Annotated in this window: 18 protein-coding genes and 4 tRNA genes; all 22 read right to left on the minus strand. The window is 63.0% G+C overall.

Going from position 1 to position 23,343, the window contains the following annotated elements; genetic code table 11:
• Positions 1 to 67 precede the first annotated feature (67 nt).
• A tRNA-Gly gene (locus tag ACVOLL_RS11390) sits at positions 68 to 143 on the minus strand.
• Between the two features lie 57 nt (positions 144 to 200).
• Positions 201 to 276: transfer RNA gene (locus tag ACVOLL_RS11395), tRNA-Gly, on the minus strand.
• Positions 277 to 336: 60 nt separating this feature from the next.
• Positions 337 to 412, minus strand: a tRNA-Gly gene (locus ACVOLL_RS11400).
• Positions 413 to 460: 48 nt separating this feature from the next.
• Positions 461 to 1,075, minus strand: a complete 615-nt coding sequence (pgsA, locus tag ACVOLL_RS11405; RefSeq protein ID WP_481513006.1) for a CDP-diacylglycerol--glycerol-3-phosphate 3-phosphatidyltransferase — start codon at positions 1,073 to 1,075, stop codon at positions 461 to 463.
• A 7-nt stretch (positions 1,076 to 1,082) separates the two neighbouring features.
• Complete coding sequence (gene uvrC, locus ACVOLL_RS11410) at positions 1,083 to 2,930, minus strand: excinuclease ABC subunit UvrC (RefSeq protein ID WP_481513007.1); 1,848 nt, start codon at positions 2,928 to 2,930, stop codon at positions 1,083 to 1,085.
• The gene (locus ACVOLL_RS11415; RefSeq protein ID WP_481513008.1) at positions 2,927 to 4,342 is read right to left on the minus strand and encodes a hypothetical protein; all 1,416 of its coding nucleotides are present in this window, start codon (positions 4,340 to 4,342) and stop codon (positions 2,927 to 2,929) included. Before ACVOLL_RS11415 ends, uvrC begins: the two co-directional genes overlap by 4 nt.
• Entirely contained in the window at positions 4,339 to 4,830 is a 492-nt protein-coding gene (locus ACVOLL_RS11420; protein ID WP_481513009.1) for a low molecular weight protein-tyrosine-phosphatase, read from the minus strand. Before ACVOLL_RS11420 ends, ACVOLL_RS11415 begins: the two co-directional genes overlap by 4 nt.
• Positions 4,827 to 5,600 (minus strand): 3-deoxy-manno-octulosonate cytidylyltransferase, encoded by a 774-nt coding sequence (kdsB, locus tag ACVOLL_RS11425; RefSeq protein ID WP_481513010.1) that lies wholly within the window; start codon positions 5,598 to 5,600, stop codon positions 4,827 to 4,829. The genes ACVOLL_RS11420 and kdsB overlap by 4 nt, the downstream gene beginning before the upstream one ends.
• A gap of 36 nt (positions 5,601 to 5,636) precedes the next feature.
• Positions 5,637 to 6,659 (minus strand): tetraacyldisaccharide 4'-kinase, encoded by a 1,023-nt coding sequence (gene lpxK, locus ACVOLL_RS11430; protein ID WP_481513011.1) that lies wholly within the window; start codon positions 6,657 to 6,659, stop codon positions 5,637 to 5,639.
• Entirely contained in the window at positions 6,659 to 8,404 is a 1,746-nt protein-coding gene (gene msbA / locus ACVOLL_RS11435) for a lipid A export permease/ATP-binding protein MsbA (protein ID WP_481513012.1), read from the minus strand. Before msbA ends, lpxK begins: the two co-directional genes overlap by 1 nt.
• Complete coding sequence (locus ACVOLL_RS11440; protein WP_481513013.1) at positions 8,401 to 8,823, minus strand: ExbD/TolR family protein; 423 nt, start codon at positions 8,821 to 8,823, stop codon at positions 8,401 to 8,403. Before ACVOLL_RS11440 ends, msbA begins: the two co-directional genes overlap by 4 nt.
• 4 nt (positions 8,824 to 8,827) lie before the next feature.
• The gene (locus tag ACVOLL_RS11445) at positions 8,828 to 9,490 is read right to left on the minus strand and encodes a MotA/TolQ/ExbB proton channel family protein (RefSeq protein ID WP_282270584.1); all 663 of its coding nucleotides are present in this window, start codon (positions 9,488 to 9,490) and stop codon (positions 8,828 to 8,830) included.
• A 3-nt stretch (positions 9,491 to 9,493) separates the two neighbouring features.
• Complete coding sequence (locus ACVOLL_RS11450) at positions 9,494 to 11,812, minus strand: DNA internalization-related competence protein ComEC/Rec2 (protein ID WP_481513014.1); 2,319 nt, start codon at positions 11,810 to 11,812, stop codon at positions 9,494 to 9,496.
• Positions 11,813 to 12,278: 466 nt separating this feature from the next.
• Positions 12,279 to 14,387, minus strand: a complete 2,109-nt coding sequence (gene pnp, locus ACVOLL_RS11455; protein WP_481513015.1) for a polyribonucleotide nucleotidyltransferase — start codon at positions 14,385 to 14,387, stop codon at positions 12,279 to 12,281.
• Positions 14,388 to 14,533: 146 nt separating this feature from the next.
• Positions 14,534 to 14,794 carry a 30S ribosomal protein S15 gene (rpsO, locus tag ACVOLL_RS11460; protein WP_057626688.1) on the minus strand — a complete coding sequence of 87 codons (261 nt, stop codon included), beginning with the start codon at positions 14,792 to 14,794 and terminating at the stop codon, positions 14,534 to 14,536.
• Between the two features lie 181 nt (positions 14,795 to 14,975).
• A complete protein-coding gene (gene truB / locus ACVOLL_RS11465) occupies positions 14,976 to 15,887 on the minus strand; it encodes a tRNA pseudouridine(55) synthase TruB (RefSeq protein ID WP_481513016.1) in 912 nt (303 codons plus the stop codon).
• Between the two features lie 112 nt (positions 15,888 to 15,999).
• A complete protein-coding gene (rbfA, locus tag ACVOLL_RS11470; RefSeq protein WP_282268427.1) occupies positions 16,000 to 16,389 on the minus strand; it encodes a 30S ribosome-binding factor RbfA in 390 nt (129 codons plus the stop codon).
• A gap of 170 nt (positions 16,390 to 16,559) precedes the next feature.
• The gene (gene infB, locus ACVOLL_RS11475; RefSeq protein ID WP_481513017.1) at positions 16,560 to 19,190 is read right to left on the minus strand and encodes a translation initiation factor IF-2; all 2,631 of its coding nucleotides are present in this window, start codon (positions 19,188 to 19,190) and stop codon (positions 16,560 to 16,562) included.
• 95 nt (positions 19,191 to 19,285) lie between these two features.
• The gene (gene nusA, locus ACVOLL_RS11480) at positions 19,286 to 20,797 is read right to left on the minus strand and encodes a transcription termination factor NusA (protein ID WP_481508919.1); all 1,512 of its coding nucleotides are present in this window, start codon (positions 20,795 to 20,797) and stop codon (positions 19,286 to 19,288) included.
• Between the two features lie 4 nt (positions 20,798 to 20,801).
• A complete protein-coding gene (gene rimP, locus ACVOLL_RS11485; RefSeq protein ID WP_481508920.1) occupies positions 20,802 to 21,389 on the minus strand; it encodes a ribosome maturation factor RimP in 588 nt (195 codons plus the stop codon).
• 197 nt (positions 21,390 to 21,586) lie between these two features.
• Positions 21,587 to 21,663: transfer RNA gene (locus tag ACVOLL_RS11490), tRNA-Met, on the minus strand.
• A gap of 202 nt (positions 21,664 to 21,865) precedes the next feature.
• Positions 21,866 to 23,323, minus strand: a complete 1,458-nt coding sequence (gene nuoN / locus ACVOLL_RS11495) for an NADH-quinone oxidoreductase subunit NuoN (protein WP_481513018.1) — start codon at positions 23,321 to 23,323, stop codon at positions 21,866 to 21,868.
• Positions 23,324 to 23,343: the final 20 nt, after the last annotated feature.

Raw genomic sequence — 23,343 nt, forward strand, 5'->3', positions numbered from 1 at the left:
ATAAAAAAGCCCCATCAGGGGCTTTTCTTTACCTGCAGATTTCACATGGAATCTGCAGATCATTATCTGGAGCGGGAAACGAGACTCGAACTCGCGACCTCAACCTTGGCAAGGTTGCGCTCTACCAACTGAGCTATTCCCGCGGATTGAATGCAGCATCTGCGAAACAGAGCGCCAACATTCGAGATGCATTGCAAGACTGGAGCGGGAAACGAGACTCGAACTCGCGACCTCAACCTTGGCAAGGTTGCGCTCTACCAACTGAGCTATTCCCGCAGGCTTGCTACATCTATTTACTCATCGAAGCACAAACGAACGTGACTCGATGCTTGAAACTGGAGCGGGAAACGAGACTCGAACTCGCGACCTCAACCTTGGCAAGGTTGCGCTCTACCAACTGAGCTATTCCCGCTTGGGAGGCGAAATTCTACATGCATTGGGCGCAGTGTCAACAGCCTGTTCACTTTTTGGCTGCACTATTGCGCGCGGCTTTTTCGTCTTCACGCAGGCTCGGCCAAGCCGCACGCAGGTACTGCAGCGCAGACACCAGAGTCAGCAAAGCGGCGATGGCCAACATCCAGTCACCAATATGGAACACCGGCTCGCCCATCCAGATGGTTTTGTACGAGGTATTGGGCGACACCGAGTACAGCAGGCACAGCAACGCCACCATCTGCGCGGTGGTCTTGACCTTGCCGATCATCGCAACCCGCACCTTGGCGCGCTGGCCGATCTCGGCCATCCACTCGCGCAACGCCGACACCGCGATTTCACGGCCGACGATCACCGCCGCCCAGAACGCCATCCACGGCGTCGGGTGCCCCTGCACGATCAGGAACAGGGCCACCGCCACCATCAACTTGTCCGCCACCGGGTCCAGGAACGCACCGAACGCCGAATGCTGCTCGTACTTGCGCGCGACCCAGCCGTCCAGCCAATCGGTGATAGCCGCCAGGCCGAAAATCGCCGCCGAGGCGAAATTGGTCCAGGCATAGGGCAGGTAGAACACCAGCACCAGCACCGGGATCATCAGGATCCGCAGCAACGTCAGCCAGGTGGGGATGGTCAATTTCATTACAACATTACTCCGCCGCCGGATCGGGTACCGACAGACCATGAAGGTTAGCGTAGATACGTGCAGCGAGGGCGGCATTGATGCCTTCCACGCGGGCGATTTCGGCCTCGCCTGCCGCCTTCAAACCGGCGATGCCACCGAAATGCTTGAGCAGGCTGGCGCGCCGACGCGGGCCGATTCCAGGAATATCCTCTAGCTTGCTGGTCATGCGCGCCTTCTGGCGGCGCCCGCGGTGGCCGGTAATGGCAAAGCGATGTGCCTCGTCACGCACCTGCTGGATGAACTGCAGGGCCGGTGACGCCGCGCCGGGGCGCAGCTCGCGCCCATCAGGCAGCACCAGCGCTTCGTGGCCGGCACGGCGCTCCACACCCTTGGCCACGCCGACCAGCATCACCCCTTCCACGCCCAGATCGGCCAGTGCCGCCTGCGCCTGTGCCAACTGTCCGGCGCCGCCATCGATCAGCAATACGTCCGGCAGCACCCCGCCTTCTTCCACCGCGCGGCGGAAACGTCGGTCAATGGCCTGGCGCATGGCGGCGTAATCGTCGCCCGGCTCGATGCCGCTGATGTTGTAGCGCCGGTACTGCGCACGCACCGGCCCGGCGGCGTCAAACACCACGCAGGAGGCCACCGTGGCCTCACCCATGGTGTGACTGATATCGAAGCACTCCACGCGTTTGACCGGCTCGGCCAGCCCAAGCATCTCGCGCACCGCTTCGCTGCGCGCCTGCTGCGCACCGGCACTGTCCATCTCGGCGACCAGAGTGATCTGCGCGTTGCGACTGGCCAGTTCCACGTAGCCGGCGCGTTCGCCACGCACGTTCCACTTCAAGGCGACCTTGCGCTCGGCCGACGCGCTCAGCGCGGCCTCGATCATCTCCGCATCCGGAATCTGCCGATCCAGCAGCACTTCCGCCGGCGGCTCATGTTCAACGTAGTACTGCGAGACAAACGCCGCCAACACCTCTTCGGCGCTGTCTTCGCCATTGGTGCGCGGGAAGAATGCACGCGTGCCCAGATTGCGGCCATCGCGGAAGGCGAGCAGCATCACGCAGGCGCTGGCCCCATGGGTCGCGCAGGCCAGCACGTCCAGATCGGCGGCGCGTCCATCCACGTACTGGCGGTTCTGCATGCTGCGCAACGAAGCCACCAGATCACGCAGTCGCGCAGCACTCTCGAACTCCAGCGCATCGCTGGCCTGCTGCATCGCCTGCATCAATTCCTCGGCAAGCTGATCGCTCTTGCCCTCCAGGAACATCGCCGCGCGCCGCACCGATTCGTCGTATTCGGCCTGCGCCACCAACTCCACGCAGGGCGCGCTGCAGCGGCCAATCTGGTACTGCAGGCAGGGCCGCGAGCGGTTGCGGAACACGCTGTCCTCACAGCTGCGCAGCTTGAACAGCTTGTGCATCAGGTTCAGCGTTTCGCGCACCGCGCCGACGCCCGGATACGGCCCGTAGTAACGCCCAGGCAACGCACGCGGGCCGCGATGCAGGGCAATCCGCGGCCATTGCTCGCGGGTCAGCAACACCTGCGGATAGGTTTTGTCGTCGCGCAGCGAGACGTTGTAGCGCGGGTTCAGCGACTTGATCAGCTGGTTTTCCAGCAGCAGCGCTTCAGCCTCGGTGCGGGTCACGGTGACATCCATCCGCGCCACCTGCGACAGCATCATCATGATGCGGCGGCTCTTCGGCGAGCCGTTGAAATAGCTGCCTACGCGCTTGCGCAGCGCACCAGCCTTGCCCACGTACAGCAAAGTGTCGTCGGCAGCGTACATCCGGTACACACCTGGCGCGGTACTCAGCGCCGCAGCGAAGGCCTTGCCATCGAATTCATTGGCAACTACGTCGGTCATCCTTCAATCGGCACTTCACTCAGTTCGCCGCTGAGTGGATCAAAACGCAGCACCGCGTGCGCGTCGGCTTCGGCAATCCAGATCGCGCCTGCAGCAACGGCCAGCGCCGCCGGACCATGCAGGCGACGCGGCAGGTTGACCGTGGACAGATCACCTCCACCCAGCCGCAGGGTACGCAGCGAGCCATTGCCGGCATCTGCAATCCACAGCAGCGGCGAATCCGGCCCCATCGCCAAGGCCAACGGGTACTGCAGACGTGCACGCAAGCGCGGGCCATCAACATTGCCCGACTCCCATGGCCCCTGCCCGACCAGCGTCTGCACCAGGTCGCCACGCAGCTGCACCGAACGGATCGCCGAGCCGAGCGCGTCGCAGACGTAGAGCGTCTGCTGGACCGCAACCAGACTGCTGGGCTGTGCAAATGCAGCCAGATGACCACTGCCATCGCGCACCTCCACTGCGCCGGCACCGGCCCTCCAGCGCAGCTCGCGCGTGCCCAGGTCATAGCTCCAGATATGGTTGTCACCGGCCATCGCGATATGGACCTGGTTGTCCGCCACCGCAACCGCTGCTGGATGATTGAGCGGACTGTCCCAAGGCTGGGCCAACACGCCGGCACGCGGATCACCGGCACGGCCGTTGCCGCACAAGGTGTCCACCTGCCCACTGATCAGATTGATGCTGCGCAAGGCGTGATTGCCGGTATCAGCCACGTACAGGATCTCGCGCACCAGGGCCAGGCCCTGCGGCCGATTGAACGCCGCCTCGCCGGTACCGCCATTGATCAGGTCAGCACTACCCAGGCCGAACTGACGCAGTACGCGGCCAGCATGGTTGCATTCAAGAATACGGTGATGGCCGGTGTCGGCCACGTACAGGCGATCTGCCGTAGCCACCAGACCGGCCGGGAACAGCAGCGGCAGGCGCGGCTCGGCGTTGATCTCACGGATGCCATAGCCATCGTCGTCCAGCGGACGCATCACGCCTTCGCCCAGGCTGTTCAAGGCCCGCTCCAAATCACCGGTCGCGCCGACCAGCCGCTCCTGTTCCTGCCCATAGGCATCGAGCATCAGCAAGGTCGGCCAGGACTGCACGTCAAACCGACGCCAGGCATCCCACTGCGCGTCCAGCACGATGGGCGCGCTGATGCCCTGCCGACGCAGCAATTTCAACGCATGCTGCGGCTCGCGTTCGAATTCGAAGCGCGGCACCTGCACCACCAGCAGCTGCACCCGGCCAGGGTTGCGTGCCTGCCAGCGCATGACCTCGGCCAGCCGCTGCATGCACCAGACCGAGGCGCCGTTGACGAAGGCCAGCACCAACGGGCGGCCGCGCATGTCCTGCAGGGTCGCAGGCGCTGCGTTCAGCCAGATGCCAGACGTGGGCAGTTCCGTTACACGGGTTTCGTTCATGCAGGGATTATGCCGGAGTCATCGCGCCGCGACAGGCGGCGCACTGTGGCCTGGGCCGCAGTATCGAGCAGTGCCCAGCTGTGCTCGAAATCTCCCACATCACCGTAATAGGGATCCGGCACTACATCAGCCCCGTCAATGCCCGCCCACGGCAGCCACAGCACCGCACGTCCTTCAAACCCTGCCGGTGCCAGCTCCCGCGCGTCACGCAGATTGTCGCCGTCTGCGCACAGGATCAGGTCGTATTCCTCGAAATCCTCGGCCAGCAGCTGACGGGCTCGCTGGGCGGAGATGTTCACGCCATGCTGGCGGGCGCAGGCAACGGCACGTGGATCAGGACTGCGCCCGGCATGCCAATGGCCCGAGGTGCCAGCCGAATCAACCTGCATCCAGCTGCCCAGCCCCGCCTCGGCAATCCGCGCGCGCAACGCACCTTCGCCCATCGGTGAGCGGCAGATATTGCCCAGGCAGACCACCAGCAGCCTCATTGCGCTGCCTTCATCTGCGCCTCGGCGCGATGCAGATCCTCCGGGGTGTCGATTCCCGGTGGAAACGGCGCCGGTGACAAGGCCACCGCAATGCGAAAACCAGCCTCCAACACCCGCAGCTGCTCCAGCGATTCAATCTGCTCCAGATTGCCGGGCGGCATGGCGGCGAACTGCTGCAGGAAGCCGGCCCGGTAACCGTAGATACCGATATGCCGCAGCCACTGCCCTGCAGGAAGCACATCGCGACTGCTGGCGAAGCCATCGCGGTGCCACGGAATCGGCGCACGGCTGAAGTACAGGGCATCACCCTGCGAGGTCCGTACAAGCTTGACCACATTGGGATCGAACAAGGTCGGGGCATCCTCGACCTGCGTTGCCAGCGTCGACATCGGTGCACCGCTATCGGCAAGAATTGTCGCCACCGCCCGGATGCCTGCGGCTGGGGCAAACGGCTCATCACCCTGCAGGTTCACCACGATCACATCGTCGGCCCAACCGGCCTGCCGCGCGCATTCGGCCAGACGGTCGGTACCGGAGGCATGTGCGGGATCGGTCATCGCCACATGAATACCGGGCAGCCCCGCCACCGCCTGCGCGATACGCGCATCATCGGTGGCCACCCAGACTTCGCGGGCACCAGCGGCAAGCGCACGGCGCGCTACGTGCAGCACCATCGGCTCCCCGGCGATCAGCGCCAAAGGTTTGCCCGGCAAACGGGTGGAGGCATAGCGGGCCGGAATGGCCACCACGAATTCGGGAACCTTGCTCATCTCAACTCCTTTCAACACGCTCGACAACGGCATGCCTCACCCGCGGGACAGCTTACCCAGACGGTCGAGCAGGGCCACCCAGAACGCTGCCGGCAATTCAGCCTGCAGCGGCACAGCGTAGTGCCACGCGGTGGCGAAACCCTGGCATTTGACTGCGTCTTTCTCGGTCATCAGTACCGGTAACTCGCTACCGAAGGACAGGTCTTCCGCCGTGTAGCGATGATGGTCGGCAAAGGCATGCGGCACCACGCCGATATCACGTGCGCGCAACATCTGGAAAAACCGCTGCGGATTGGCAATACCGGCCACCGCATGCACACGCAGCCCCGCAAATGCCTTCAAGGGTTTGTCGCGGCCGCCCTTCAGCGGCCGAGCCGAATCGATCGACAGCCGCATCGCCCACTCACCAAAGCCGGAATCTTCCACCTGAGCGGACCCATCGCTGGTCTGCCCGAGATTGACCACGCGGAAATCGCAATGCGCCGCGCGCGAAACTGGTTCGCGCAGTGGCCCGGCCGGCAACAACCGGCCGTTGCCGTAGCGCCGCACCGCATCCACCACTTCGATCTCGATATCGCGTGCCAGCCGGTAGTGCTGCAGGCCGTCATCGCAGACCACCACATCACAACCAGCGTCCAGCAAAGCCTTGGCTGCTGCGACCCGGTCCTTGTCCACCCGCACCGGCACACTGGTCTTCCAGGCGATGAGCACCGGCTCATCACCGCCCAAGCGCACGTCCATATCGGCGGTGACCCAACGCGCGGTATCGGCCTCATCGCGACCGTAACCGCGACTGGCAACACCGGGCTTCCAACCCGCTTCGCGCAGGCGATTGACCAGTTCGATGGTCAGCGGAGTCTTGCCGGTACCACCGGCAGTGATATTGCCGACCACGATCACCGGCAGCGGCACCTGCCGGGCGCGCAGCCAGCCGCGTCGGTACAGGCTGCGACGCAGACCGGTTAGGGCGCCATACAGTGGCGCTACCAGCCGCACCAGCAGTGGCACCGGCGCATCGCCATACCAGTAGGCCGGCGTTTGCGGTCCTTGCTTGGCCATCATTCCTGCCTATCGCGGAACTGCATGCTATGCAGGTGTTCGTACAAGCCGCCCATTGCCAGCAATTCGGAATGGGTACCGCGCTCGACAATGCGCCCCTGATCCATCACCAACACCTGATCGGCGTGCTCGATGGTGGACAGGCGATGGGCGATGACCAGCGTGGTGCGGTCTGGCATCAACTTCTGCAGTGCGTCCTGCACCAGCCGCTCGGATTCATTGTCCAGCGCAGCGGTAGCTTCGTCCAGGATCAGGATAGGCGCATCCTTGAGCATTGCCCGGGCAATCGCCAGGCGCTGACGCTGGCCGCCGGACAGGCGACCGCCCTTTGCCCCAACCGGCGCATCAATACCCTGCGGCAACTGCTCGACAAATTCGCTGGCGTTTGCGCCATCGATTGCACGCTGCAACTGCTCGGCACTGCGCTCCTGCAGCTCACCATAAGCGACGTTCTCGGCGATGCTGCCATTGAACAAGGTGACCTGTTGACCAACCAAAGCGATCTGCCGACGCAGATCGGCCAGCTTGTAGTCCTGCAGCGGATGGCCATCGAGCAGGATTTCACCCGCCTCGATCTCATAGAAGCGCGGGATCAGCTTGATCAAGGTCGACTTGCCGCTACCAGAGCGGCCGACAATGGCCGTTACCGTACCGGGCTTGGCGATGAAGCTGATGTCCTCCAGCGCTGGTTTGGCCTGGCCCGCATAGCGCGCGGTGACGTGACGGAACTCCAATAGGCCGTCGGCTCGCTGGAGTGGCAGGCTGCCTTCATCCACTTCATCTTTGGCGTCAAGCACATGGAACAGGCGCTGCGCCGAAGCGATGCCGCGCTGGGTCATGTTCTGTACGTTGGTCAGCTGCTTGAGTGCAGGAATGATGGTCAGCATCGCCATCAGCAACGCAACGAAGTCACCTACGGTCAAACGACCGGCTGCGGCCTCATGTCCGGCAATGAGTAGCAACGCGGCCAACCCGATGGCACCGATCAGCTGCACCATTCCGGAGGAGATGCTTCGGGTGGCCTCCACCTTCATCGCCAATCGCAGGTTGTTGTTGGCGAGTACCGAGTAGCGCCCCATTTCACTGGGCTGTGCGCCATAAATCTTTACTTCCTGATGGCTGGACAACGCCTGATCTGCCGCCTGCAGCAAATCTGCACCGCTCTCCTGAATACGGTGACTGATGCGCCGGTAGCGCTTCGCCACCTTGTTCATCACCCACGCCAGCGGTGGCGCCAGCACGAAGATGGCCAAGGTCACCTGCCAGCTATAGATGAACATCATCACCAGCGAGCCAAGCGCTTGCAGCGATTGCTGCAACACCACCTTCATTGCGTCAATTGCAGCCTGCGCGACCTGATCACTGTCCGAGCCAAGCCGAACCAGCATGGACGGCACCGGCTCGCCATCGAAGCGCTGGCCGGGCAGTCGCAAATATTTGCCAAGCACGCGCACGCGCATATCGCGGGCAATGCTGCGTGCAGCCTTACCCATCCCCATATCAGTCAGGTAGCCCGCAGCACCGCGCACCAAGAACAACCCGATGACGGCCAGCGGCATCCAAGGATTGATGTCTTCCGGATTCACCAGATTATTGGTGATCGGACTCATCAACGCCAGAAAACCCATACCTGCGCCAGCCTCGACCAGCATGCCCAGGCCGGCCATCAACAGCAGTGGACGATAAGGCTTGGCGAAACTCAGCAAGCGCTTGTAGGCCTGCCAGGGCGAACTGTTATCGCTCATTGCTTGGCTTCCGGTGCGGTGGCAATCGCAATACGGCGGAAACCGAGTTGACCCAGGGCATCCTGTGCGGTGACCACGGCCTGATAGGGCGTGCGTGCATCAGCGCGCAGCAATACCGTCTGCTCGCGATCGGCACCGGCCAACTGCGCGATGATCTGCTTCAGCGATTCGATGTCGGTGCGCAGCACTTCCTGATCGTTGACGAAGTAGCGGCCATCGGCATTGACCAGCACGCTCAGCGAACTCTGCGGCGAACTGGTCTTCTGGTCGCTGGCCGTGGGCAACTGCACCTGCAGCGTCGAGCGCGCATCAAAGGTGGTGGTGACCACGAAGAAGATGATCAGCACCAGGATCACATCGATCAACGGCACCAGATCGATATGCGGTTCATCCTGGGTGCGATTGTTACCAATCCGCATGGGCTCAGGCCTTCTCGGTTGCCGCCGGGCGCGGCGCGGCGGCCTTGCTGGCCGCCATGACCGCCGGGCGACCATCCAGTGCATCCAGCAGCGCGCTGGCTTCCTGCTCCATCTCGATCACGTAGCCATCGATCAGGCCACGGAAGTAACGATGGAACATCAAGGCCGGGATCGCCACCATCATGCCGGTTGCGGTACACACCAGCGCCTTGCCGATGCCGCCAGCGAGCTGCCCAACATCACCCACACCATGGTCGAGGATACCCAGGAACATCTGGATCATGCCGACCACCGTGCCCAACAAGCCCAGCAACGGGCCGGCCGAAGCGATGGTGCCAAGTGCATTGAGGAAACGGCCCATCCTGTGCACCAGGTGGCGGCCAGTGTCTTCGATGCGCTCACGGATCTGGTCACGCGGGCGATTGCGCGCCTCGAGCGCGGCCGCCAGCAACGCGCCCAACGGCGAGTTGGCGCGCAGGGAGTCAATATGTGAGGCATCCAGCTTGCCGCGCGCGGCCCAGTTGCGGACCTCCTGGCCCAGGCCCGGCGGCAGCACCTCGTTACGACGCAGGCTCCAGAAACGCTCCAGGACGATCGCCAGCGCCAGCACGCCCAACAACAGCAACGGCACCATCGGCCATCCGCCGGCTTTGACCAATTCCCACACGTTTCAACCCTCCGGCGCCGTGGCCGCGTATTTGATGTCAGATAGGATAGCAGCCGCCCGCACCCGCTCAGCGGCATCCCATAGCCTTGAACGCCAGATTCTGCGCTCACGCAGCTGTAAACCCTCCTTGCCCAGCCAGACGTGCAGCGCCCCGCTCCCGGCCGTGGTCAGCACCTCGGCCCCTGAACGCTGCCAGCGCGCCACCACATCATGCCGAGGGTGGCCGAAACGGTTGCCATGGCCGCTGGAAATCAGCGCCAGACGCGCGTCGGTCGCCGCGACAAAACTGTGACTGGAGGAGCCGCCGCTGCCATGGTGAGCAACCAGCACCACCTCCGCACGCAGTTTTGCCGGCATCTGTTTGAGCAGGCGCTGCTCGATAACTTCGCCGATGTCACCAGTCAACAAGGCCGCTCCATAAGCACCCTTGACCCGCAGCACACAGCTGGATTCATTGCCCAGATACGGAAAACCCGGCGTGGGGTGCAGAAACTCAAACAGCACCCCGTCCCATTGCCAGGCCTGTCCCGCCTCGCAGCGTGCTCCAGCGCCGCCAGCCTCAAGAACCAAGCCTGGCGGCATGAGTATGGCCGCCGGAGGCAGCACGTCCTGCACGGCCTTCAACCCTCCAGCATGATCATGATCGCCATGGCTGACAACCAATCGGTCCAGTCGCGGCACACCCAAGCCGCGCAACGCCGGCACCACCACCCGCTCCCCCGCATCGAAGCCGTCCGCTACCGCCGGCCCGGTATCAAACAGCAAGGCATGGTGGCGGGTGCGCAGTAGTACTGCCAAACCCTGCCCCACATCCAGCGTGACCAGCTCGAACTCGCCGGACTCGGGCCTGTCGCGCCACGGCGCGCACAGCGGCAACCACAGCAGCACCGCCAAGCCCTTGCCCGGAACTCCGGCCGGCAGCAACAGCCATACCGCGCCCAGCAACGCAAAGGGCAAGGCGAACCACGTCGGCTCGGGCAGCCACCACAATGAATAGCGAGCACTGCCCAGCATCTGGAACAGCGGCCAGCTCAGATCGAAACACCAGGCCGAGACCCGCCAGGCCAGGCCACCCGCGCCGCTGCATATCGCCTCCAGTGCCGTACCGACAAGCGCCAGCGGCACCACCACCAGGCTCCACCAGGGAATGGCGATCAGATTGGCCAGTGGACCGATCGCCGAGGCCTGGCCGAACAGCATCACCGTCAGCGGCAACAAACCCAGCGTCGCAACGCGCTGCGCCGACAAAAAACCGCGCAACCAATGCGTGCGCTCGGGCAGACACCACAGCAACCACGCAACCCCGGCAAAACTGAGCCAGAAGCCAGCGGTAAGCACCGACAATGGCGCCAGCCACAGCACGGCCAAGGCCGCCAACGCCAATGCGCCAGCAACATCGACTGGCCTGCGCCCGAGTCGTGCCAGCACCACCACCGCCACCATCAGCACGGTGCGCACCGTTGGCAAGCCGAACCCAGCGACCGCCGCATACGCCGTTGCCCCAAGCAGCGCACCAATGGCAACAGCTTGCGGACGCGGACAATAACGACCAAACCGGGGCAGCAAGCGCCAAAGCCCTGCCACAAGCCACGCTGCGCACAGTGCGACCATCCCCACATGGAAACCAGAAATCGCTATCAAATGGGTCAGCCCGGTAGCGCGCAGTACCTGCCAATCGCTTTCGCCGAGACCGCGCGTATCGCCTAGCGCCAAGGCCTGCACATAGCGCGAGGACGCGGCCGGAACCTGCACTGCAATCCGTGCTGCCATGCCTTCGCGCCATGCCCCAAGGCCTGTTGCTGTCGCCAGCCGCTCCGGTGCAGGCGATTGACGCACGACGCCGCTGGCGGCAATGCCTTGCGCCAACGCATGTCGCTCGGCATTGAAGCCACCTGGATTCACCAAACCTCGCGGTGCACGCAGGCGCAGGTTCAACTGCCAGCGTTCGCCCGCGTGCACCTGCATCCGCGGACCTGGCTCTGTCGCGCCGAAGTCGTCGTACCAGGCGACCTGCACCACGCCCCCGCGCAGGTCGGCAGGGACATCAGCGCTGGTGTCTACGCTTAGTTGAAAGCGGGTACGACGGATCTCGTGCTGGGGAAGGCTGCTTACAACGCCCGTCACCGTGATTTCCTGCGCCTCCCTGTGTCCTGCCAGCTGCTGATCCAAGCCCCAGCCTGCATGCAGGCAAGTCCAGCCCAAGCCGGCCAGCAACGCCCCCAGCCAGCGCCAGCGCGGGGTCGCCAACCACAACGGGAGGCCCGCCAAAAATGCCGCCCAGCGCAGCCATGCTGGGGGTAAAGCCGGTGCCAGAATGGCCATGCAGATACCTGCAAGGAAACAGGCAGCTACAGTCTTTCCGACAAAGGCGATGTTTGTGTGACGCTGAATCGCGCCGCCCGCGCTGCGCTGAGCTGCCATATCCGCCCTCGTTTGCACCCTCGGAAATGCTGGCAGGCGCGTGCTCGCATTCCATCGGCAGAAGCGGGTGATGGCGGATCAGGGATAGTGGGTACCGGCTGTAATGGTGCTCTGGGGCAGCACAGCTACAGTCTTGTGGGAGCGGCATCAGCCGCGAAGCTGGCGGGAATGAAATTCTGGTGATGCCTGCAACCTGGCGGACCTGGAGCTTCGCGGCTGACGCAGCTCCCACAAGACCGATGGACTACCTGGAAAGCCTCTGCCGAGCATGGCTCGGCACTACGCGGCTGCTCAACTGCTGTTTTCCGGGCAAAAGAAAAGCGGGCACAAGGCCCGCTTTTCTTCTCAGCGATACAACACCGCAGCCTTATTCGGCCGGGGTGCCCTCGCCTTCTTCAACGGCCTTCATCGACAGGCGGATACGGCCCTGCTTGTCGACTTCCAGCACCTTGACCTTGACCACATCGCCTTCCTTCAGCACGTCGCCGACCTTCTCGACGCGGTCGCTGGAGATCTGCGACACGTGGACCAGACCGTCCTTGCCCGGCAGGATGGTGACGAATGCACCGAAGTCCATGATCTTGGCGACCTTGCCTTCGTAGATGCGGCCCGGCTCGACGTCCGAGGTGATCTGCTCGATGCGGGCCTTGGCGGCCTGGGCAGCGGCATTGTTCACCGAAGCGATGGTGATGGTGCCATCGTCCTGGATGTCGATCTGCGTGCCGGTTTCCTTGGTGATTGCCTGGATGGTGGAACCACCCTTGCCGATCACTTCGCGGATCTTGTCCGGGTGGATCTTGATGGTCAGCAGACGCGGCGCGTAGTCCGACAGCTCGGCACGCGGGGTGGTCAGGCCGTGGGCCATTTCACCCAGGATGTGCAGACGGCCAGCCTTGGCCTGCTGCAGTGCCTGCTTCATGATCTCTTCGGTGATGCCTTCGATCTTGATATCCATCTGCAGGGCGGAGATGCCCTCGGCGGTACCAGCGACCTTGAAGTCCATGTCGCCCAGGTGATCTTCGTCACCCAGGATGTCGGACAGGACGACGAAACGCTCGCCTTCCTTGACCAGGCCCATGGCGATACCGGCAACCGGCGACTTGACCGGCACGCCGGCGTCCATCAGGGCCAGCGAGGAACCGCAGACCGAAGCCATCGACGAGGAGCCGTTGGATTCAGTGATTTCCGACACCACGCGAATGGTGTACGGGAAGGCTTCCAGCGACGGCATCACAGCCAGCACACCGCGCTTGGCCAGACGGCCGTGGCCGATTTCACGACGCTTCGGCGCACCGAAACGACCGCACTCACCGACCGAGTAGGGCGGGAAGTTGTAATGGAACAGGAAGTTTTCCTTGTACTCACCGGCAACGGCGTCGATCACCTGGCCATCACGGGCGGTGCCCAGGGTGATGGTCACGATGGCCTGGGTCTCACCGCGGGTGAACAGCGCCGAGCCGTGGGTACGCGGCAGCACGCTGGTCTTCACGGCGATCGGGCGGACGGTGTCCAGCGCACGGCCGTCGATGCGGACCTTGGTGTCCAGCACCGAGTTACGCATGGTGCTGTATTCCAGCTCGCCGAATTCCTTCGACAGCTCGGCCGAGTTCCAACCTTCAGCGGCAACGCGGCCAGCCAGGGTCTCAACCACGTCCTTCTTGATCGCCGAGATGGCGTCACGACGCTGCAGCTTGTCACGCACCTGGAAGGCTTCGCCGAGCTTGCCGCCGACGGCTTCCTGCAGGGCGCTGATCAGCGCGGTGTTCTTGGCCGGGGCAACCCAGTCGCTCGGCTTGGTGCCGGCTTCAACGGTCAGTTCATTGATCGCGTTGATGACCTTCTGCATTTCGCGATGACCGAAGGTCACGGCGCCCAGCATCACGTCTTCGGACAGCAGTGCGGCTTCGGATTCCACCATCAGCACGGCATTGGCGGTACCAGCGACCACCAGCTCCAGCTGCGATTCCTTCAGCTCCGACACGGTCGGGTTGAGAATGTACTGGCCGTCCTTGTAACCGACCTTGGCAGCGCCGATCGGGCCCTTGAACGGGGTGCCGGCCAACGACAGTGCGGCCGAGGCACCGATCAGGGCGGCGATGTCGCCGTCCACTTCCGGGTTCAGCGACATCACCGTGGCGATGATCTGCACTTCGTTCTTGTAGTCTTCCGGGAACAGCGGACGGATCGGGCGATCGATCAGGCGCGAAATCAGCGTCTCTTTTTCGGTCGCACGGCCTTCGCGCTTGAAGAAGCCACCCGGGATACGGCCACCGGCGTAGAACTTTTCCTGGTAATCGACGGTCAGCGGGAAGAAGTCCTGGCCTTCGCGCGCGCTCTTGGCGGCGACGGCAGTGACCAGCAACACGGTGTCGTCCATCTTGACGATGACTGCGCCGCCGGCCTGACGGGCGACTTCGCCGGTTTCAAGCGTGACGGTGTGTTTGCCGTACTGGAAGGTTTTGGTGATTTTTGCCACGGGGGATCCTTGAAATGCTTTCTTCGATTGGTCCGTTGCCAACCCATGCCGGCAACGGCTGGCCGGGCGGTTCCGGCCGGTCTACTACGATTTTGAAGCTCTAAAAACAAAGCCGCGGCGCATCGCTGCGCCGCGGCGGATATCGATTAGCGGCGCAGGCCGAGCTTTTCGATCAATGCTTTATAGCGTGCGACATCCTTGTTCTTCAGGTAGTCGAGCAGGCTACGGCGGCGGTTGACCATCTGCAGCAGACCACGGCGGCTGTGGTGATCCTTCTTGTGCTCCTTGAAGTGGCCGGTCAGCAGTTCAATGCGAGCGGTCAGCAGGGCGACCTGGACTTCCGGGGAGCCGGTATCAGCAGCGCCGCGCTTGTTTTCTTCAATGACTTTCTGGGTGTCGATCGACATGATTTTTCTCTTCAGATGCGGGGCCAGCAGGAACGTCTCAAGACGCACCGCACAGCTCGCCGATTAATAGGCTGCCCACCGAGGCGGGCAGTTGCCCTTTCTAGGGCCGCAAAATTGTAACGGTCACAACCATCCGGGACAAGGCGGAAGTGACTTGAAAGGTACTGTCCGCCCCTCCCGTTCAGAGATTGAAGCGGCGCTGCGGGCCAAGTCGCCCACCCTCTTCCACTTGGCCCAGGCCCAGCGGCTGACCGCCTTCGCCGTAAACCACCACCAGGCCCACCGGCCAGGCCGGATTGCGCAGGCGCTGACCAAGGCAGAACCGGGCTGCCTGGGCGGCATCCAGCTCAACCCGGGCGAACTGGCTCAGGCCCGTTTCGATTGGCAGCAGCCAGTCCAGCAGGGCTGCTTCGTCGCCGGACTCAGCTACCGCGCGCAGTGCATCCAGGCCGATCATCTTCGGCGCCATGAACGGCTCCACCCACAGTCGGCGCAGCGCGGTGACATGCGCGCCACAGCCAAGCAGCTCACCCAGATCGCGAGCGATGCTGCGGATATACGTGCCCGAACCGCAGGTCACGCGCAGCGACAGGCGCTCACCTTCACGCGCCAGCACCTCGATGGACTGGACATGCACCTCACGTTCGGGCGCCTCGATGGCCTCACCGCGGCGAGCCTTGGCATACAGCGGCTCACCACCCTGCTTCAGCGCCGAATAGATCGGTGCACGCTGCAGGATGGCGCCAGTCAGGCTGGCCAAGGCCGCCTGCAACTGCGCATCACTGAATTCAGGCACCGGCCGCTCGCGCAGCACAGCGCCGTCGGCATCATCGGTATCAGTGGTGCTACCAAGCCGGATTTCGGCGTCATAGGCCTTGGCCGAGCCCAGCAGCAAGCCCGCGATCTTGGTCGCCTCACCAAAACACAGCGGCAACAAGCCAGTTGCCAGCGGATCGAGGCTACCGGTATGACCACCCTTTTCGGCACGGAACAGGCGACGCGCAACCTGCAGCGCGGTGTTGGAGCTCATGCCGGCCGGCTTGTCGAGCAGAACGATGCCATCCAGGCGGCGGAATTGGATTCGGGGACGCATGCAACACCATAGGCGGGCAGGCACGCACTCAGCACACCTGGCAAAAAACGGGAACGTCGCCTGCGCGAACGCGCAGGCCAGACATGACAACAGCCCTTACGGGCTGCTGCGATTATTCTTTATCGGTGCCTTTGTCGGCGTCGGACTCGGGTTCCGGCGGCGGCACCAGGTCGCGCAGCAGATTGTCGATGCGCTCACCACGGTCGACCGAATCGTCGTAGTGGAAATGCAGCTCCGGCACATGCCGCAGCTTCATCGCCTTGGCCAGCGACATACGCAGTTCAACGGTCAACTCGCGCAGCCCCTTCATCGCCTCATCCGCACGTTCCGGCATCAGCGCGGTCACGAAGATCTTGGCGTGGGCCATGTCGCGAGTGACTTCCACGTCCGACACACTGACCGAAGGCAGGCCGAATTCACGCACGGCGGCATGCACCAGCGTGCCCAGATCACGGCGGATCTGTGCAGAAACACGGTCGGTACGATGGAAAGTCTTAGGCATCAGGCAAGTATCAGCAATAAAGAGTGAATTTCAATGAAACCGGAAGGGAACCGCTCGCTGTAACCGCATTCACGGCCGCAACTCACGATTCCCCGACCCGACTGCTGGAGGTTCCGCTCGTCAGGACCCGCCTCAGCGAATCCCGACTCCCGGCGCCTCGATCACAGCCGTTACAGCGTGCGCGGCACTTCGATACGCTCGAAGCACTCGATCTGGTCGCCCGGCTTGACGTCGTTGTAAGCCTTCACGCCGATACCGCACTCGGTACCGTTGCGAACTTCCTCGACGTTTTCCTTGAAGCGACGCAGCGATTCCAGCTCGCCTTCGAACACCACCACGCTGTCGCGCAGCACGCGGATCGGCTTGTTCCGCTTCACCACGCCTTCGATGATCATGCAGCCTGCAACCGCGCCGAACTTGGAGCTGCGGAACACGTCGCGGACCTGGGCGATACCGATGATCTCTTCGCGGATTTCCACGCCGAGCAGACCGGATGCCACCTGCTTCACCTGGTCGATCACGTCATAGATGATCGAGAAGTAACGCAGGTCAACGCCGTTGGACTCAATGATGCGACGGGCCGAAGCATCCGCACGCACGTTGAAGCCGATGACAGTGGCCTTGGAAGCCACGGCCGAGTTGGCGTCGGACTCGGTGATGCCGCCCACGCCGGAGTGGATCACGTTGATGCGGATGTCGTCGTTGGACAGTGCAACCAGTGCCTGGCTCAGCGCCTGCACCGAACCCTGCACGTCGGCCTTGATCAGCAGGTTCAGCACCTGCTGGCCTTCGCCCTTGCCCAGCTGCGACATGATGTCTTCCATGCGGCTGCCAGCAGTGGCGACCAGGCGCGACTCGCGACGCTTGGTTTCACGCGTCTGCGCAACGTCCTTGGCCAGACGCTCGTCTTCAACCACGACGAAGTCATCACCGGCTTCCGGCACGCCCGACAGACCCAGCACCTGCACCGGAATCGACGGACCCGCCTCGGAGACCTGGGCACCGGTTTCGTCGAACAGTGCACGCACGCGGCCGTACTGGATACCGCACACCAGGTAGTCGCCCTTCTTCAGCAGACCCTGTTGCACCAGCACCGTCGCGATCGGGCCACGGCCCTTGTCCAGCGAGGATTCGATGACCACGCCGTTGGCGCGGCCGTCGGCCACGGCCTTCAGCTCCAGCACTTCGGCCTGCAGCGAAATCGCGTCCAGCAGGTCGTCGATACCCAGACCGGTCTTGGCCGAGATTTCCACCATCTGCACGTCACCACCGAAGTCTTCGGCCACGACCTGCTCAGCAAGCAGCTCGTTCTTGACGCGCATCGGGTCAGCCGACGCCTTGTCGATCTTGTTGATTGCCACCACGATCGGCGCGTTTGCGGCGCGAGCGTGCTGGATGGCTTCCTTGGTCTGCGGCATCACGCCATCGTCGGCGGCAACCACCACAACCACGATGTCGGTCAGCTGCGCACCACGGGCACGCATCGAGGTGAACGCGGCATGGCCCGGAGTATCAAGGAAGCTGATCACACCCTTCGGCGTGGTCACGTGGTAAGCACCGATGTGCTGGGTGATACCACCGGCTTCGCCGTTGGCAACCTTGGTGCGGCGCATGTAATCCAGCAGCGAGGTCTTGCCGTGATCGACGTGGCCCATGATGGTCACGACCGGTGCACGCGGCACGGCTACGCGCTCATCGGCGCCAGTGATGGCCAGCAGTGCGTCTTCGGCGTCATTGGCGTTGGCGCGCACCACGTTGTGGCCGAGCTCTTCGACAACCAGTGCGGCGGTGTCATGGTCGATGGTCTGGGTGATGGTAGCCATCACGCCCATCTTGAACAGCGCCTTCACCACCTCGCCGCCCTTGAGCGCGAGCTTCTGCGCCAGATCGGCTACGGTGATGGTGTCGCCAACGGCGACTTCACGCACCACCGGTGCGGTCGGACGTTCGAAGGCATGGCTGCCGCCACCGCTACGCGATGCATCGTTGCCACGGCGACCCTGCGGTGCACGCGCACCCGGACGGCCGCGCGAATTGTTGTTGTTGCTGTTGCCACGACGGGCACGGTCAGACGCCGACAGGTGCAGCTGGCCGCCGAAACGGTTGCCATCACCACCTTCATTGCGCTTGCCCGGCTTTGCGTTGGCATTGGCGTTTGCGTTGTTGCCACGCTCTTCGCGGGCCGGTGCACGGGCCGGCGCAGCTGCGGCCGGACGCGCGGCGCGCGGCGCCGGCGCTTCGACTTCAGGTGCCGGCTTTGCAGCAGCAGCCTTGGCAGCCGCTTCAGCAGCGACCTTCTCGGCCTCGATGCGTGCGGCTTCGGCTTCCTCGGCGGCCTTCTTGGCTGCAATGCCTTCGTCGCGGGCGCGGTCCTTCTCGGCCAGCATGCGCTGCTCGTCGAGATTGCGCTGACGCGATTCTTCGAGCTTGCGCAGGATGTCGGCGCGCTCTTCGTCCGGCGTCATCGCAGGCTTGCCACCTTCCGGCTTGGTGTAGGTGCGCTTCTGGCGTACTTCCACATTGACGGTGGTCTTGCTGCGGCCAGCGTTGACGGTCACTTCCTGATGCTTGCGGCGATTCAGGGTGATCTTCTTGGCTGCGGCTTCGGCGTCTTCGACCGGCTGCTCTTCCTTGCCATGCGAACGGCGGAGGAAGCCAAGCAGCTTCACTTTCTCGGTACTGGTCACGACCTGGTCGGGACCGCTGAACTTCATCCCGGCCTGGGACAGCTGTTCAAGCAGTTTCTCGACCGGCGTGTTGACCAGTTCGGCGAGCTTGCGGATGGTGGTTTGCTGCGACATTCGGATCCTATGATCTTGTTTGCGCCCCCTCGTCACGAACGAAGGCAGCGCGGAGTCTACGCCCTGAGCGGCTCAGGGCACTGTTCATCGCTGGCTCATTCGCCGCGCTCCAGGCGGGCGATCTCCTCGGCGCGGGCTGCCAGGACCAACGCCGCGGCGCGCTCCAGATCCATGCCCTCGATGCCGAACTCCAGAACCTCGTCGGCAGCCAGATCCGACAGATCCTCACTTGTGCGCACGCCGTGGCCAGCCAGCGCGTACGCAGTGGCCTCATCCATGCCCTTCAGTGCCAGCAGATCTGCTGCCGGCACACCGCCGTCAGCACCCTCTTCCACCGCCAGCGCTTCATTGAGCAGCGCATCGCGGGCGCGGGCACGAAGTTCCTCAACGATATCTTCGTCGAAGCCTTCCACTGCCAGCAACTCACCAACCGGCACGTAGGCAATTTCTTCCACCGTACCAAAACCTTCGGACACCAGGATGCCGGCGATTTCTTCGTCCACTTCCAGCTTGTCCATGAACAACTGACGGGCGACGCCCTGTTCGGCTTCCGACTTGGCGGTCACCTGGTCCTGGGTCATCACGTTCAGCTGCCAACCGGTCAGGCGGCTGGCCAGACGCACGTTCTGGCCGCCCTTGCCGATCGCCTGGGCCAGGCGATCTTCCGCGACGGCCAGGTCCATCGAATGCTTTTCTTCGTCAACGATGATCGACTGCACTTCAGCCGGTGCCATCGCGTTGATGACGAAGTTGGCCGGGTTTTCATTCCACAGCACGATATCCACGCGCTCACCATTGAGCTCGTTGGACACCGCCTGCACGCGCGAACCGCGCATGCCGATGCAGGCGCCGATCGGATCGGTGCGGCTGTCATGGGCCAGCACGGCGATCTTGGCGCGGTCGCCCGGGTCACGTGCACAGGCCTTGATCTCAACCAGGCCCTGGCCGACTTCCGGCACTTCCAGCTTGAACAGCTCGATCATGAATTCCGGGGCAGCACGGCTGATGAACAGCTGCGGGCCACGCGGCTCCGAACGCACTTCAGCCAGGTAACCGCGCACGCGGTCGCCGGCACGCAGCACGTCACGCGGGATGCCCTTGTCCTTCGGAATGAAGGCTTCGGCATTGCCGCCCAGATCGACATAGATGTTGCCGCGCTCAGCGCGCTTGACCACACCGGTGACCAGTTCGCCAACACGGTCCTTCCATGCATCCACCACCTGCTGGCGCTCGGCTTCGCGCACACGCTGGACGATGACCTGCTTGGCAGCCTGCGCTGCGATACGGCCGAAATCGGGGTTTTCAATCTGCTCTTCGATGTAGTCGCCGACTTCAACGCCGTCGGCTTCATCGATAGCGTCCATCAAACGGATCTGACGGTCCGGCGACTCCATCACGACGTCATCAGCGACCACTTCCCAGCGACGGAAAGTTTCGTAGGTGCCGTCCTTGTGGTTGATCGAAACGCGCGCCAGGACTTCTTCCTCGGCATAACGCTTCTTCGCGGCAGAAGCCAGTGCGGCCTCGATCGCGTCAAAAATGACTTCACGCGGCACGCCCTTCTCGTTGGCGACTGCGTCAACTACCAGCAAAAGTTCCTTGCTCATCGGCTCACTCCGCGCGCGGCTTTTTGGCCGCCGTTTCGTTATTGGAATTATTCTTGGTCTTGCCCTGCTTGGGGGCCGGACCCGTCGGTTTGGTCGGTGCCAGGCCCAAAGCGGCCCAGTCCGGAATGATGCGTGCCTTGTCGATGTTGTCGAACGAAGCCACGAACGGCTTGTTGTCGACGACAAAAGTCACCGTGCCCTGCTCCTGGTCAACCGCGGCGATCTCGCCTTGCAGGCGACGGCGGTTTTCCTGCGGCAGCTTCAGGCCGACCTTGGCGGATTCACCAATGGCGCGCTCGAACTGCTCCAGCGAGAACAGCGGACGGTCCACGCCCGGCGAAGACACTTCCAGCGTGTAATTGCCGCTGATCGGGTCCTCGACGTCCAACTGCGCGGATACCTCGCGGCTCACCCGCTCGCAGTCCTCAACGTTGACCATGCGCTCAGGCTGCTCAGCCAGCGGCACGTCGATATACAGGCGCAACGTAGCGCCGCCCGGGGCCGGCAGATATTCGGCGCCAAGCAACTCGAGCCCCAACGCCTGCACGGTGGGGCCCAGCAGATTCGCGATTTCAGTAGCCTTGTCGCTCACAGCCAGCCTTGATTCGTAAGTTAGAGAACGGTTGTCACCCAACCGGGGTTTCTGATTTCCAGAAACAGCAAAGGGCCCACATGGGCCCTTTGTCCGTTTGGATCCGATGACCGGATCCCGGTTGCAAGAACGGAAGCAGCCGTTCTTGCGAGCCCAACTTTTGCCTCATCAACACATCGTGTTGCAAAGACCGAAGCTGGTAGCGGGGGCAGGATTTGAACCTGCGACCTTCGGGTTATGAGCCCGACGAGCTGCCAGACTGCTCCACCCCGCATCAGAAGCGGAATTATGAAGTAACCAAGCCGATAATGCAAGACTTATTTACTTCGCGTTTCTCTCTAGTCGCTAGAGAAACCCGGAAAAACCCTTCCGGCTGAACCACTTATCAGGTGATTCCGACCTTTCCGCGAGGCGGTGAGGTCGTCAACTCAGGAGATGAATAATACACACTTCGCGCAGATTTGTAACGTTTTTTATTACAAATGTGCAAAAGAATTGCGCATCCACTCCATGATCGGGCCCAAACCAAGCGGCAGGAACAGCAGCAGCACGGAATTCACACCCAGCACGATACCCAGGATGCGGTCATTGTTGCGCGGCAGCGGTTCACCTACCGGCTCATCAAAGTACATGACCTTGATGACGCGCAGGTAGTAGAAGCAACCAATCACCGCACACAACACGCCAACCATTGCCAGCCACAGCAGGCCACCATTGACGGCCGCGCTCAGCACCGACAGCTTGGTCCAGAAGCCCAGGAACGGCGGGATACCGGCCAGCGACGCCATGATGCACAAGACCAAGCCTGCCATCCACGGGCTGCGTGCGTTCAGGCCCTTGAAGTCTTCGATGTTCTCGGCCTCAAAACCTGCACGCGACATGGCGATGATCGCGCCGAATGCGGCAGTAGACATGATGGCGTAGGCAATGGCGTAGAACAGCGCCGCCGAATAACCTGCCTCGCCGCCACCGGCAATACCCATCAACAGGAAGCCGATGTGCGACACCGTCGAGTACGCCAGCATGCGCTTCAGGTTGGTCTGGGCGATGGCCATCAGGTTACCGATGACCAGCGACAGCGCAGCCAGGCCGGCCAGCACGTACTGCAGCTCGGTCGACAGCGGGCCAACGCCCATTTCCAGCAGGCGGTAGGCCATGCCGAATGCAGCCAACTTCGGTGCCGAGCTGATGAACAGCGCGATCGGTGCCGGAGCACCCTGGTAAACGTCGGGCAGCCACATATGGAACGGTGCCGCGCCCAGCTTGAAGGCAACGCCGGCAACCATGAACACCGCACCGGTCAACAGCAGCAGGCGCTCATCGGAATGGGCGATGGAAGCGTGGATCACGTCCAGGTGCAGCGAGCCGGTGGCGCCATAGATCAGCGACATGCCGTACAGCAGCAGGCCCGACGCCAACGAACCCAGCACGATGTACTTCATGCCGGCTTCGGCCGCGAGCTTGTTCTCACGGTTGCTGGCAACCAGCGCGTAGGAACACAGTGCCAGCAGTTCCAGGCCCAGGTAGACCATCAGCAGACTGCCGGCCGAGACCAGGATCATCATGCCGGCGGTGGCGAACAGGATCAGTACCGGGATCTCGCCCTGGTACAGATTGCGCTCGCGCAGGTAGCTCCAACCGTAGATCAGGCTCAGGCCACTGACCAGCACCACCACGGTCTTCATGACGTCGGCAGCGTTGTCACGGATGAACATCCCGTGGAATACCTCGCCCTGCCCGCCCACGCCGTTCAACAGCATGATGAAGGCGACAGCGAGGATCGCCACCGAAATGAAGTGGGTCCAGACCTTGTGCTTGGTGCTGATGAACAGATCAAGGATCAGCAGGGCAAAGGCACCGCCAATCACTACCAGTTCGGGCAGCAACGGCAGCAGGTCGGTCATGGTCAACGGCAAAGGCGTCGGCGTGGTCATCATCAAATCCTGGAATCAAT

This window comes from Stenotrophomonas sp. STEN035, from assembly GCF_056759935.1.

Bases quoted from the DNA above. Each gene is read 5' to 3' on its own strand.
- pgsA (WP_481513006.1), bottom strand. From the start codon at position 1,075: ATGAAATTGACCATCCCCACCTGGCTGACGTTGCTGCGGATCCTGATG.
- uvrC (WP_481513007.1), bottom strand. From the start codon at position 2,930: ATGACCGACGTAGTTGCCAATGAATTCGATGGCAAGGCCTTCGCTGCG.
- ACVOLL_RS11415 (WP_481513008.1), bottom strand. From the start codon at position 4,342: ATGAACGAAACCCGTGTAACGGAACTGCCCACGTCTGGCATCTGGCTG.
- ACVOLL_RS11420 (WP_481513009.1), bottom strand. From the start codon at position 4,830: ATGAGGCTGCTGGTGGTCTGCCTGGGCAATATCTGCCGCTCACCGATG.
- kdsB (WP_481513010.1), bottom strand. From the start codon at position 5,600: ATGAGCAAGGTTCCCGAATTCGTGGTGGCCATTCCGGCCCGCTATGCC.
- lpxK (WP_481513011.1), bottom strand. From the start codon at position 6,659: ATGGCCAAGCAAGGACCGCAAACGCCGGCCTACTGGTATGGCGATGCG.
- msbA (WP_481513012.1), bottom strand. From the start codon at position 8,404: ATGAGCGATAACAGTTCGCCCTGGCAGGCCTACAAGCGCTTGCTGAGT.
- ACVOLL_RS11440 (WP_481513013.1), bottom strand. From the start codon at position 8,823: ATGCGGATTGGTAACAATCGCACCCAGGATGAACCGCATATCGATCTG.
- ACVOLL_RS11450 (WP_481513014.1), bottom strand. From the start codon at position 11,812: ATGGCCATTCTGGCACCGGCTTTACCCCCAGCATGGCTGCGCTGGGCG.
- rpsO (WP_057626688.1), bottom strand. From the start codon at position 14,794: ATGTCGATCGACACCCAGAAAGTCATTGAAGAAAACAAGCGCGGCGCT.
- truB (WP_481513016.1), bottom strand. From the start codon at position 15,887: ATGCGTCCCCGAATCCAATTCCGCCGCCTGGATGGCATCGTTCTGCTC.
- rbfA (WP_282268427.1), bottom strand. From the start codon at position 16,389: ATGCCTAAGACTTTCCATCGTACCGACCGTGTTTCTGCACAGATCCGC.
- infB (WP_481513017.1), bottom strand. From the start codon at position 19,190: ATGTCGCAGCAAACCACCATCCGCAAGCTCGCCGAACTGGTCAACACG.
- nusA (WP_481508919.1), bottom strand. From the start codon at position 20,797: ATGAGCAAGGAACTTTTGCTGGTAGTTGACGCAGTCGCCAACGAGAAG.
- nuoN (WP_481513018.1), bottom strand. From the start codon at position 23,323: ATGACCACGCCGACGCCTTTGCCGTTGACCATGACCGACCTGCTGCCG.